Here is an 11,986-nt window from a genome sequence, read left to right on the forward strand (position 1 = left end):
CTGTCCAGCCGATCGCGACCGAACCGTGACACATTGTATTCCGGTACGGGAATGCATCCCGTCACGCCATGTCGTGTAAGGTCATGCTTGTCTTGAATGTTGCAAAAGAAGGGGGAGTCATGGACGTCGACGCCACGCTGCTCCGCACTGCGGGCCTCCGGGTGACGACCCCGCGTCTGGCGGTGCTGCGGGCGACCGAGACCATGCCGCACGCCACGGCCGACGACATCGTCACCGCGCTCGCCGCTGAACTCCCCACCACCAGTCACCAGGCGGTGTACGGGGTCCTGGCAGCGCTGACCGGGGTCGGCCTCGTACGACGGATCGAGCCCGCCGGCAGCCCGGCTCGCTACGAGCGACGCACCGGCGACAACCACCACCACGTCGTCTGCACCCTGTGCGGCGCCATCCAAGACGTCGACTGCGCCGTCGGGCACGCGCCGTGCCTGACCCCGTCCGAGACCCATGGTTTCGCCGTCACCACTGCCGAGGTCACGTACTGGGGGATCTGCGAGCAGTGCGCCGCGGCCGAACGCGACGACACGGACGCCGTGCCGACGGCCTGACCGGCTGACGGCGGCGCAGCACCAGCGCCGCCGCGGACCGCCCCGCCCCGCGCACCCGCGCCTGGCCTGCCTGACGCCACCCCGAACCACCCTGACCGAACCAACCGTTCCACCCAAGGAGGAACCGTGTCCGACCAGAACACGACCGACGACCGCCCCGCTGGCGCCCCCGTCACCACGACCAACAGCGGCGCTCCCGTGTCGAGCGACCAGCACTCGATGGGTGTGGGCGCCGACGGGCCCCTCGCCCTGCACGACCACTACCTGGTCGAGAAGCTCGCCCAGTTCAACCGCGAGCGGGTCCCGGAGCGCGTCGTGCACGCCAAGGGCGGCGGCGCGTTCGGCACCTTCACCGTCACGCAGGACGTCAGCCGTTACACCCGCGCCGCGTTCCTGCAGCCCGGGCAGCAGACCGAGATGCTCGCGCGCTTCTCGAGCGTCGCCGGCGAGCAGGGCTCCCCGGACACCTGGCGCGACCCCCGCGGCTTCGCGCTGAAGTTCTACACGTCCGAGGGCAACTACGACCTGGTCGGCAACAACACCCCGGTGTTCTTCATCCGCGACGGCATCAAGTTCCCGGACTTCATCCGCTCGCAGAAGCGCCTGCCCGGCTCGCACCTGCGCGACCACGACATGCAGTGGGACTTCTGGACCCTGTCGCCCGAGTCGGCGCACCAGGTCACCTGGCTGATGGGCGACCGCGGCCTGCCGTCGAGCTGGCGCCACATGGACGGCTTCAGCTCGCACACCTACCAGTGGATCAACGCCGAGGGCGAGCGCTTCTGGGTCAAGTACCACTTCATCACCGAGCAGGGCCACGAGACCCTGACGCAGCAGGACGCCGACCGCATCGCCGGCGAGGACGCGGACTTCCACATCCGCGACCTGCGCGAGGCGATCGACCGCGGCGACCACCCGCGCTGGACCCTCAAGGTGCAGGTCATGCCGTACGAGGACGCCGCCAGCTACCGCTTCAACCCGTTCGACCTGACGAAGGTGTGGCCGCACGCGGACTACCCGCTCATCGAGGTCGGCACGATGGAGCTCAACCGCAACCCGGAGAACTACTTCGCGCAGATCGAGCAGGCCACCTTCGCGCCGTCGAACTTCGTGCCCGGCATCGCGGCGAGCCCGGACAAGATGCTCCTGGCGCGCATCTTCAGCTACGCGGACGCCCACCGCTACCGTGTCGGCACGAACCACGCGCAGCTGCCGGTGAACGCCCCGAAGAACCAGGTGCACTCGTACTCGAAGGACGGCGCGATGCGCTTCGACTTCCAGCAGGCCGAGGTGCCGGTGTACGCGCCGAACTCGCTCGGCGGTGCCCACGCCGACGCCACCGCCACGGACGACGTCCCCGGCTGGGAGTCCGACGGCGCGCTGCAGCGTGCGGCTGCGACGCTCCACCCCGAGGACGACGACTTCGGCCAGGCCGGCACCCTGGTGCGCGAGGTCCTGGACGACGCCGCCCGCGAGCGACTTGTCGGCAACATCGCCGGGCACGTCTCGAAGGTGACGCGCGACGACCTGCGCGAGCGGGTCTTCGCGTACTGGACCGCCGTCGACGCCGACCTGGGTGCGCGCGTGCGCGCCGCAGTCGTGCCGAGCGCGCCGGGTTCGAACGAGGACCCGGAGAAGGTGGCGGTCGAGGTCTAGACCCCATCCCCAGAACGGACTGGAGGCGCGGTGCCAGCTGGCACCGCGCTTCCCGTCCGTCATGTGGGGGCGTGTCAGACCTGCTGGCCGTTCAGTCAGATCGGGCCAGGTCTGATCAGCGCGTCCAGTCCTCGGCCTAGACCTGTTGCGCGTTCAGCCAGATCGGTCCAGGTCTGATCAGCGCGTCCAGTCCTCGGCCTAGACCTGTTGCGCGTTCAGCCAGATCGGACCAGACGGCCAGTCCTCGACCCTGTCGGTGACCGGCAGGATCAGCCAGCCGCCCTGCTCGGTCTCGGAGACGCCGGCGCCCTCGGCGGTGAAGGCGCTGAACGTGGTGACGGCGTCGTCCATCAGGTGCCATCCCATGCGGACGTAGAACGGCACGGTCGCCTCGCCGGTGCCGAGGAACCCGTAGGGCACGCGGAGTCCTTCGAGGACTGTCTGCGTGCGGGTCATCAGCTCGCGGCCGATGCCGGTGCCCTGCATCCGCGGTGCGACGGCGACCAGTCCGGTGTCGCCGATCAGGACGTCCTGCCCGCCGACGCCGATGAACATCCGGCGGATCCCGACGTGGGCCAGGACGACACCGTCGGCATCGCGGGCGATCACCCGGCGCTCGGGTTGCATGCCGGACCAGCTCCGACCGCCCACGTACCAGTGCGACCAGTCCGGGAACGCCTGCCCCAGCATCGCCGCGATCGCCTCGTGGTCGGGGAGGCTCAGCGTGCTCTCCTCGACCACCTCCCACCGGATGTCGTCGCTCATGGGTCCATCCTGCCCGGGTGGCGCCGCGGCCGGATCCCCGCATGGCCGAGTCTCGGCCATGCGGACATCTTGCGGGCCGCGGACGGCGCAGGATGTCCGCGGAGCCGAGACTCGGCGAGCGGCCCGCGGCCCGCGGCCGACGCGCGGCCGGCGCTACCCGCGACCGGGCGCCGTCACCTCGATGCGGTTCGCCCACGGGTCCTCGAACGCCACGGTCCGCCCGTCGTCCGCGGTCTGCACCCCGGTGTCGTGCATCCGGGCGACCAGCGCGCCGAGATCGTCCGTCCCCGGCACCTCGATGCGCACGAGGCCCAGGCCGAGTGCGAGCTGCCGACGCCCGGCGCCACGGGAGTTCCACGTGTTCATCGCCATGTGGTGGTGGTACCCGCCGGCGCTGACGAACAGGGCCTCACCCCAGCCCGCGGTCGTCGCGAAGCCGAGCTGGTCCACGTAGAACGCCTTCGCCGAGGCCACGTCGCCGACGGACAGGTGCACGTGCCCGATGCGACCCGGCCGTGCCGCGGCACCGGACAGCGCGGACTCGGTCAGGTGCTCCTGCAGGAACTGGTTCGGGTCGACGAAGATCGTGGCCATGTCGACCATGCCGTGCGTCCACGACCACTCGGTGCGGTCCCGGTCCCAGTACAGCTCGACGCCGTTGCCCTCGGGGTCGCTGAAGTAGAAGGCGTTGCTGACCAGGTGGTCGGCGCTGCCGGTGAAGGTCTGCGGGTACTGCGTGGCGACCGAGTACAGGGCGGCGGCCAGGTCGGCGCGGGTGTCGAACAGGATCGCGGTGTGGAACAGGCCGGCCTCGTGCGCGCCGGCGTGCTGCATCGTGGGGGCGTGTTCCAGGATCACGATCGGTGTCGTGCCGCGACCGAGCACGGCGACTCCGCCGGCGTTCGAGAGCAGGCTGAGCCGGATGCCGTCCCGGTAGTAGGCGATCATCCGGTCGAGGTCGGCGACCCGGAGGGTGACGGCGCCCATCCCGGTGTCGGCGGCGAGGAGGTCCTGCGTGTGCATCGGACCAGTGTGCGCCGATTTGGTTGACGCGTCAACCAAATCGGTCTCAGCGGGCGCTGAACCCGCCGTCCGACTTGAGCAGCTGCCCGTTCACCCAGCCGCCATCCGACCCGAGCAGGAACCCGACGAGCGCAGCGGTGTCCGCGGGCAGCGACGGCCGGCCGAGCGGTGTCTGTTCGGCCGCGGACTGCCGGATCTGGTCGGTCATCCACCCGGTGTCGTTCGGCCCCGGGCTGACCAGGTTCGCGCTCACCCGGACGTCGCCGAGCTCCTGCGCGGCACCGATGACCAGCCGGTCGAGGGCGCCCTTGCTCGTGCCGTACGGCAGGTTGAACCCGACGTGGTCACTGGTCAGCGCGACGACCCGGCGGCGGTCGATCGGCGCGTCCGCCCCGGCCCGGAGCCGTGCCGCGTACGCCTGCACGAGCAGGAACGGTGCGCGGACGTTCACCGCCAGATGCCGGTCGAACGACTCGAGCGTGGTCGAGGCGAAGTCCGAGGCCACTGACTCGCAGTGCGACATCACGATCGCGGTCACCGGGGCGCCCGCCTGCTGCTCGGCTCGGCCGACGAGCGCGGCCGCCTGTTCCGGGTCCGCCAGGTCGACCGGGAGGCGCGACACCCGTGCACCCGCGTGCTCGCACCCGGCGACGACGGCGTCGATGCCGTCCGGATCGGCCGCACCGTGCACCCGCTCGTCGTACAGGCTCCACCACGACAGGGCCAGGTCCCAGCCGTCCGTCGCCAGCCGCGCCGCGATCGCGGCACCGATGCCGGCCCGCCGGCCGACCCCGGTCACCAGGGCCAGCGGTCTGCGCGACGTGCGGGGTGCTTGGGTCATGTGACGGGCCTCCTGTCCGGACCGCCGCGACGGTGCGGCGACCCGTCCAGCCTGGCACAGGGGCAGGATGGGCAGATGGCCCGTTCCCGCCCCGCTCCGGGCGACCTCTCCGTCGAGCACGTGCGCGACCGGCTGTCGTCGTACGTGTACGGCAACATCACCGTGCTCGCCGCCGCGATTGCCGTGGACCCGCACGCGATCGAGGACGGTTCGGCGGTGTGGGCCGTGCTCGCGACGGCGGTGCTGACCTACGCGGCGCACGTGCTGTCGCACCTGGTAGCCCACGGCGTCGGTGCCGACGAGACGTCCGACGACGCCCGCCGCGAGTCGTTCGCGACGATCGCGCGGAACGCCAACCCGATCGCCACCTCGGGGCTCATCCCCGCCGTCCTGTACGCGGTGGCGTGGGCGGGGTGGATCCCGGGCACCTGGGCGCAGACCGCGGCGCTCGTCATCCTGGTCGTCCGCATCGGCCTGGTCGGCGTCTTCATGCAGCGGTTCAGCGGACAGCGGCCGACGTTCGGAGCGCTGTGGGGTGGGATCGCGCTGGCAGCGGTCGCGTTCGTCATCGGGCTCGTGAAGGTGGTGTTGACGCATTGAGCGAGACAGCACCGACACCAGCACCGACACCGAAGCGCCGCTCGACGTTCCTGCGCGACCTGGTGATCATCGTCGTCGCAGCGCTGCTGGCCTCGTTCCTGGTGAAGGCGTACCTGGTGCGGTCGTTCTGGATCCCGAGCGGGTCGATGGAGAACACGCTGATGATCAACGACCGGGTGCTGGTGAACGAGCTCGTGCCGAGGGTCGCACCACTCCGTCGAGGCGACGTGATCGTGTTCCGCGACCCGGGCGGGTGGCTCGGACCGGGCATGGGCGACGACCTGGTGAAGCGGGTCATCGGCCTGCCGGGCGACACCGTGGCGTGCTGCAACGCCCAGGGCCGGCTGTCGGTGAACGGCCACGCGGTCGACGAGCCCTACGTGGTGCTCTCGCGGGGGTCCGACCGGGTGGTGCGGGACGACTTCTCCGTGACGGTGCCCGCCGGCGCGCTCTGGGTGATGGGGGACAACCGGTACGACTCGGCGGACTCGCGGGTCCACGGGACGGTGCCCGAGGCGGACGTGGTCGGCCGGGCGTTCGTCATCACGTGGCCGGCCGGCCGGTGGTCGGTGCTGTCGCGGTACGGCGACGAGTGGGACGGGGTGCCGGCGCCCTGAGCGCGGCCGCGCGCACGCCGCGGGTGACGGGGCCGGGCGGGCGCTGCGTGGTGCGGGTGACGGGGCGGGGCGGGCGGGCTCTGCGTGGTGCGGCGTTGGCCGGGTGGTGCGGCGGAACAACCGCGCACGGGGCGGTCAGGCGGGCACGGGCTGCCAGCCGAGCACGGTGCGGGGTTGCGGGGCGGGCGCTGCGTGGTGCGGGGTTGGCCGGGTGGTGCGGCGGAACAACCGCGCACGGGGCCGTCAGGCGGGCACGAGCCGCCAGCCGAGCACGGTGCGCGAAGCGCCGACCCGAAGCGCCGCCCCGCGCCCCGCCCCCGCGCTGCTCAGCAGCCCGAGGAGGACAGCGTGACGTCGGTGACCTGCCCGCTCAGCACGGTCGTCGTCTGCGTGCACAGGTCGTCGGCGCGGACGCGGACCTTGCCCACCGCGATGCCGGCGAACTCGAGCCGGTCGCCGGGGAACGCCTTCTGGTGCGCCGCGGTCCGGCCGTTCGGCACCAGGACCTCGACCATGTAGGCGTGCTCGGCCTCGTTCGGCGAGACGGACACGGTCACGCGACCGGTCGAGTCCTCGGCCTTGCAGCCGGTCAGCACCAGGGCGGCAGCGAGCCCGACGATCAGGACGGTGGCGGGGCGACGGAACACCCCGCAAGCCTACGCGGACCCGAGCAGCCACCCGTTGTCGGCGGCGACGCGCAGTGCCTCGGTCGCGTTCCGTGCGGCGGTCTTGCCGATCGCGGCGGACAGGTGGTTCCGGACGGTCCCCTCGGACAGGTGCAGGGCGCCCGCGACGCCCGCCACGGTCGGCGCGGTGCGGAAGGCGATCAGGGCGTCGGTCTCCCGCGGGGTCAGCGGCGACGGTCCCGCCGCGAGCGACTCGGCCGCCAGCACCGGGTCGACCACGCGCAGCCCGGCAGCGACGCGACGGACGGCGTCGGCGAGCTGCTCGGCGGGGGTGTCCTTGACGACGAAGCCCGCGGCACCCGACTCGAGCGCCCGCCGCAGGTACCCCGGTCGGCCGAACGTGGTGACGATGAGCGACCGGCAGCCGGGCAGCTCGGCAGCGAGCTGGGCTGCCGCGGTCAGGCCGTCGGCGCCGGGCATCTCGACGTCGAGCAGGGCAACGGTCGCGCCGCTCTCCCGCGCGGCGTCGAGCACCAGGTCGCCCCGCGCCACCTGGGCCACGACGTCGATGTCCCGCTCGAGCGACAGCAGCGATGCCAAGGCTCCGCGGACGAGCGCCTGGTCGTCGGCGAGCAGCACCCGGATCGTGTCGGTCATCGTCGTCCTCGTTCCACCCGCAGCAGGAAGCCGCCCAGGTCGCTCGTGCCGGTCCGGACCGAGGCCCCGACGGCGTCCGCCCGTTCGCACAGCCCGCGCAGCCCGTTGCCGCCGAACACGGGCGCACCCACGACGGGCGCCCCGACCACTGGCGCCCCGACCACGGGCGCACCGTCCGTCGGCCCGGCGGGGGAGCCGAGCACCCCGGTGCCGTCGTCCTCGACGGTCAGCGCCGTGCGGGTGATCGTGATGCGCACCGCCGAGGCCGCCGCGTGCCGGATGACGTTCGTCACGCCCTCGCGCAGCACCCACGCGAACAGGCTGCGCACGTCGGTCGCGGCAGCGTCCCCGGTCGCGGGCAGGTCCGCGTCGATCTGGGCCGCCGACAGCGCGGCGCGGGCGGAGACCAGCTCGGCGTCGAGCGAGGCCTCACGGTACCCGCTGACCGCCTGGCGCAGGCCCTGCAGTGCCTCGCGGGACAGTCGTTCCACGTCCTGCATCTCGGCCTTCGCCCGCGCGGGGTCACTGTCCACCAGCCGTGCGGCCAGCTCGGACTTCATCGTGACCACGGTCAGCGAGTGCCCGAGCACGTCGTGCAGGTCGCGGGAGAACCGGGCGCGTTCCTCGACCACCGCCAGCCGGGTGATCTCGTCCTGCGCGTCGCCCAGGCGGTCCTCGGCCTCGCGCTGACGCCCGAAGAACAGCATCGACGCCCCGACGGACACCGTGATGAAGGGGGCGAACAGGATCCCCGAGGCCGAGGCGGCGTCCCAGCCCAGCGAGGCCGCGACCCCCAGCTGTGCGGCGACGGTCAGCCCGGTCACCCCCATCGCGACCCACAGCCGCGCCGCGACGAAGCCCGACAGCGACACCAGCAGCAGCCACGACCACACCGCCAACAGGCCGATGACCGCGAGCATCAGTGCGGAGCAGAGCGCGAAGCCGCCGACGACGACCAGGCGCCCGGTGATCCCGCGGCGCCACATCAGTTCGGGCGCGATCATGTACAGCGCGTACAGGACCACGAGCGCCGCGGTCGCGACGGCGTGGTCGCCGACCGACCGGCCGTCCGTCCACAGCGCGACGATCAGCAGCGACTGCCACAGCAGCCCGAAGACCGCCCCGCCGTACCAGCGTCGGCGCGCGTGCGCGATCTCCGCCTGGTCGGAGCTGGGCGGTGCGGCCCACGGGAACGCACGTGACGGACGGGAGGCCCGTGGGGCCTGTCGCACGTCCGTCACGTCGTCCACGTGGGCCAGCGTAGGGCGCTCGGTCACTGTCGCGCCGCGTCGCGGCGGTAGCGCCACACGATGACGGCGCCGAGCAGCACCGCCCACCCGGTCAGCACCATCGCGGGCTCGAGCATGCCCGCCGTGCCGGTCGCACCAGCACCCATCTGGCCGATGCGGTTGAGCCAGTACGAGGGCAGCAGGTGCGCGACGTCGCCCATCCACGCCGGCATGATCGACAGCGGCACCCACAGCCCGCCCAGGATCGCCAGGCCCATGAACACCACCATGAACAGCGGCTGCGCGAACGCGGGCTTGGCGAACTGCCCGATCAGGATCGCGATCAGCGCGAACGGCACCACACCGCACCAGATGCCGAACGCGGCTGCAGCCCAGTGCCCGAGGTCGAGCGAGGCATGCAGGGCGAACACGGCGACGAGCAGTGTGACGACGATCGACATCGCCGCGAAGGCCATCGCCGCGATCACCTTCGACACCATGAAGCCCCACCCGGACAGCGGTGTGACGCGGAGTTGCCGGTTCCACCCGATCGAGCGTTCGTTGACGATCGCGAAGGCCTGGCTGAGTGCCGCCATCATCGCGCCGTACGACGCCATCTGCATTGTCGTGACGACCAGGTACTGCAGGTGCGTCGTGGGGTCGGTCTGCGACCCGTAGGCCGCACCGAAGACCAGCAGCATCACGGCGGGGACGGCGAAGGTGAAGACCATCGCCCGGACGTTGCGCAGCTGGCGCTTCGTCTCGAGCAGCACGTAGCGGACCGGCAGGCGACCACCGCCGATGGAGGGGGCGAGTGCGCGCGGGGCAGCGGCGACGTCGGTCGCGGCGGTGGCGGTCATGCGGAGACTCCGATCGGGTCGACGGACGTGGCGTCCGAGGTCAGGGCGAGGAAGGCGTCGTCCATGGTCGAGGCGACCACCTCGACGTCGTGGGCCGCGGGGAACATGGTGAGCAGGGCCCGGAGCGTGGTGTCCGAGTCGTCGGTGCGCAGCGTGACGGAGCCGTGCCGGGCCTCCAGGCCGACCGTGCCGGGCAGCGCGGCCAGCGCGACGTGCTCGCTGTCAGCGACACCGCGGAAACGGATCGTGCGTGTCGCGGCGACGGCCTTGATCTCGGCGGGGGAGCCGTCGGCGACCACCCGCCCGTGCCGCAGGATCACGATGCGGTCGGCGAACGTGTCGGCTTCGTCCAGGTAGTGGGTGGCGAAGACGACCGTGCGGCCGGCGTCCGTGAAGTCCCGCATCGACGCCCAGAACGTGTGCCGGGCCTCGACGTCCATCGCGGCGGTCGGCTCGTCCAGCACCAGCAGATCGGGGTCCGAGACCACCGCGACGGCGAAGCGTGCGCGCTGCAGCTGCCCGCCGGACAGCTTGTTCACCCGCCGCCCGGCGATGTCGGTGCACCGGGCGCGCTCCAGCGCCTCGGCGATCGGCATCGGGGTGCGGTGCGCCGCGGCGACCAGGGCGACGGCCTCGCGCACCGTCATGTCGGGCAGCAACGCCCCGCCCTGCAGCATCGCGCCGACCCGGCCGTCGACGACCGCACGGCGCGGGTCCGCGCCGAACAGGCGGGCCGACCCCTCGGTGGGGGTCGACAGGCCGAGCGCCAGGTCGACGGTCGTGGTCTTGCCGGCGCCGTTCGGGCCGAGGAGGGCGACGACCTCGCCCGGACGGATCGTCAGGTCGATGCCGTCGACGGCGGTCACGGCGCCGAAGCGCTTGCGCAGGCCGCTGAGTTCGATGACCGGGATGTCGTCCCGGGCCGCTGTCTCGTTCATGGCTCCAGCGTCCCGCTCGTCCACAACACGCCCATGGGGCGTCCGTCACGGATGTGGCATGACTTCTGTCACGGGCGGGGCCGCTCGGGCGGCAGCCTCGTGACCAGGGGTTGCTCGCGCGTGGCCCGTCTTCTGGGGGCAGACGTCCTCCGATCTGGGGACAGGCGCTGTCCGGTCGGCGCGTTACCGTGGAGGGCATGGCAGCCGAGACCGCGAGCGCGGTGCAGTCGACCTCTCCCGCAACGGACGCGGTGCGGCGGGCGGCGCTCCTGGCGGCCCTCGACGTCGTGCAGGGCGGTGCCGAGGAACGGTTCGAACGGATCACCCGCATCGCGCGCGAGGCCTTCGGCGTCTCGGGATCCTTCCTCAACCTGGCCGGTGACGAGCACCTCACGATCAAGTCGCAGCAGGGCGAGAAGCCCTTCGGCCCGACGATCCCGCTCGAGGACACCTTCTGCGGCCGCACGCTGGCCAGCCCCGGACCCGTCCTGGTGCCCGACGCCACCGCCGATGCCCGCTTCCGCGACCTGCCGATGGTCACGGGCGACCCGAACATCCGGTTCTACGCCGGGGTGCCGCTCCGCCTGGGCGACGAGCACGTGAAGGTCGGGACGCTCTGCCTGATCGACCCCGCACCGCGCACGCTCGACGACGACGACGTCGCCCTGCTGCAGGAACTCGGCATCTGGGCCGAACGCGAACTCGCCGCCGGCGCCGACGAGGACCGCGTGCGCTCCGTCCTGGCCGGGCTCGAGCCGGGCGCCGTCGAGGTCCCCGGGTACCGCGTCACCGGGATGTCGGTGCCCCACGGCGTCGTGTCCGGCGACTTCCACGACTGGCACGTCTCCGACCGGGGCCTGCACGTCACCCTCGCCGACGTCATGGGCAAGGGCATGTCCGCCGGGCTGCTGGCGGCGAACATCCGCGGCGCGCTGCTCGCCCACGGTGCCGCGCCGGCGCCGGGGGCCATCGGCGCCGTCGAGGCCCAGGTGGCGCCCGAACTCAGCCGCGCCGAGTCCTTCGCCACGCTCTTCCACGGGGTGCTCGAACCCGCCACCGGCACGGTCGAGTTCATCGACGCGGGACACGGGCTCGTGCTCCAGCTGCACCACGACGGCACCGAGACCATCCACCGGTCGCTCGACCTGCCGCTCGGCCTGCACCCGATCGGGTTCGCACGCTCGACGGGGTCGCTCGAGCTCGAGCCCGGCGACGTCCTGATCCTGGTCAGCGACGGCGCGCTCGAGCTGTGGGACTCCACGTTGGCGTCGCTGTCCCGCCTCGGGGGGCTGTACCGCGGGTCGGCGGACGTCGAGACGTTCCTGGGGCGGATCCGGGCGCGGGCACTGTCGCACGACCCGGGCGACGACCTGACCGTCGTCGTGGTGGCGCGCGACGCCTGACGGGCGCCGGGCGCTCGTGCGGCGGGTGCGGGGTGCCCGGCGGCGGGTGCTCGTGTTGGCGCTCGTGCTTGTCGGTCCGCTGAGTGGTCGCAACACCCCGTCGGCGGCCGCCGAGTGGTCGCAGATCGTCGTTCCGAGGCGTGCCGAGCGACGGTTCGTGACCGGTCGGCGGACGTGAGCGGGGTGTTGTGACCGGTCAAGCGGC

At 72.4% G+C, this 11,986-nt stretch carries 13 protein-coding genes; 5 read left to right on the plus strand and 8 right to left on the minus strand.

Annotated elements, in window-relative coordinates:
* Positions 1-119: 119 nt before the first annotated feature.
* Positions 120-566, plus strand: a complete 447-nt coding sequence (locus ACLBWP_RS09755) for a Fur family transcriptional regulator (protein WP_447655014.1) — start codon at positions 120-122, stop codon at positions 564-566.
* A gap of 126 nt (positions 567-692) precedes the next feature.
* A complete protein-coding gene (locus tag ACLBWP_RS09760; protein ID WP_447655015.1) occupies positions 693-2,222 on the plus strand; it encodes a catalase in 1,530 nt (509 codons plus the stop codon).
* A gap of 198 nt (positions 2,223-2,420) precedes the next feature.
* On the opposite strand, the gene ACLBWP_RS09765 is transcribed toward ACLBWP_RS09760, so the two are convergent.
* From ACLBWP_RS09765 to ACLBWP_RS09775, 3 genes are all read right to left on the minus strand, one after another.
* On the minus strand, positions 2,421-2,987 hold the full coding sequence (locus tag ACLBWP_RS09765; RefSeq protein ID WP_447655016.1) for a GNAT family N-acetyltransferase: 567 nt from the start codon (positions 2,985-2,987) through the stop codon (positions 2,421-2,423).
* 153 nt (positions 2,988-3,140) lie between these two features.
* Positions 3,141-4,010 (minus strand): VOC family protein, encoded by an 870-nt coding sequence (locus tag ACLBWP_RS09770; protein ID WP_447655017.1) that lies wholly within the window; start codon positions 4,008-4,010, stop codon positions 3,141-3,143.
* Between the two features lie 46 nt (positions 4,011-4,056).
* Positions 4,057-4,851: an SDR family oxidoreductase gene (locus tag ACLBWP_RS09775; protein WP_447655018.1), complete on the minus strand. Its 795-nt coding sequence runs from the start codon at positions 4,849-4,851 to the stop codon at positions 4,057-4,059.
* Positions 4,852-4,926: 75 nt separating this feature from the next.
* Between ACLBWP_RS09775 and ACLBWP_RS09780 the strand changes: the two genes are divergently transcribed.
* Both ACLBWP_RS09780 and lepB read left to right on the plus strand, forming a co-directional pair.
* Positions 4,927-5,451 (plus strand): hypothetical protein, encoded by a 525-nt coding sequence (locus tag ACLBWP_RS09780; protein WP_447655019.1) that lies wholly within the window; start codon positions 4,927-4,929, stop codon positions 5,449-5,451.
* Positions 5,448-6,068, plus strand: a complete 621-nt coding sequence (lepB, locus tag ACLBWP_RS09785; RefSeq protein ID WP_447655020.1) for a signal peptidase I — start codon at positions 5,448-5,450, stop codon at positions 6,066-6,068. Before ACLBWP_RS09780 ends, lepB begins: the two co-directional genes overlap by 4 nt.
* A gap of 326 nt (positions 6,069-6,394) precedes the next feature.
* Here the strand turns inward: lepB and ACLBWP_RS09790 are convergent, their stop codons facing one another.
* Genes ACLBWP_RS09790 through ACLBWP_RS09810 form a run of 5 tightly spaced genes read right to left on the minus strand, consistent with a single transcriptional unit; the run spans position 6,395 to position 10,378 of the window.
* Positions 6,395-6,715: a hypothetical protein gene (locus ACLBWP_RS09790; RefSeq protein ID WP_447655021.1), complete on the minus strand. Its 321-nt coding sequence runs from the start codon at positions 6,713-6,715 to the stop codon at positions 6,395-6,397.
* 9 nt (positions 6,716-6,724) lie between these two features.
* On the minus strand, positions 6,725-7,351 hold the full coding sequence (locus ACLBWP_RS09795) for a response regulator (RefSeq protein WP_447655022.1): 627 nt from the start codon (positions 7,349-7,351) through the stop codon (positions 6,725-6,727).
* Positions 7,348-8,601, minus strand: coding sequence for a sensor histidine kinase (locus ACLBWP_RS09800; protein WP_447655023.1), 1,254 nt, complete (start codon positions 8,599-8,601; stop codon positions 7,348-7,350). The genes ACLBWP_RS09795 and ACLBWP_RS09800 overlap by 4 nt, the downstream gene beginning before the upstream one ends.
* A 23-nt stretch (positions 8,602-8,624) precedes the next feature.
* Positions 8,625-9,440, minus strand: a complete 816-nt coding sequence (locus ACLBWP_RS09805) for an ABC transporter permease (RefSeq protein WP_447655024.1) — start codon at positions 9,438-9,440, stop codon at positions 8,625-8,627.
* Positions 9,437-10,378: an ABC transporter ATP-binding protein gene (locus ACLBWP_RS09810; protein WP_447655025.1), complete on the minus strand. Its 942-nt coding sequence runs from the start codon at positions 10,376-10,378 to the stop codon at positions 9,437-9,439. Before ACLBWP_RS09810 ends, ACLBWP_RS09805 begins: the two co-directional genes overlap by 4 nt.
* Positions 10,379-10,575: 197 nt before the next feature.
* On the opposite strand from ACLBWP_RS09810, the gene ACLBWP_RS09815 reads away from it, so the two are divergent.
* Positions 10,576-11,781, plus strand: a complete 1,206-nt coding sequence (locus tag ACLBWP_RS09815; RefSeq protein ID WP_447655026.1) for a PP2C family protein-serine/threonine phosphatase — start codon at positions 10,576-10,578, stop codon at positions 11,779-11,781.
* The last annotated feature ends 205 nt before the right edge of the window (positions 11,782-11,986 follow it).

The organism is Microbacterium sp. M1A1_1b, from assembly GCF_053345565.1.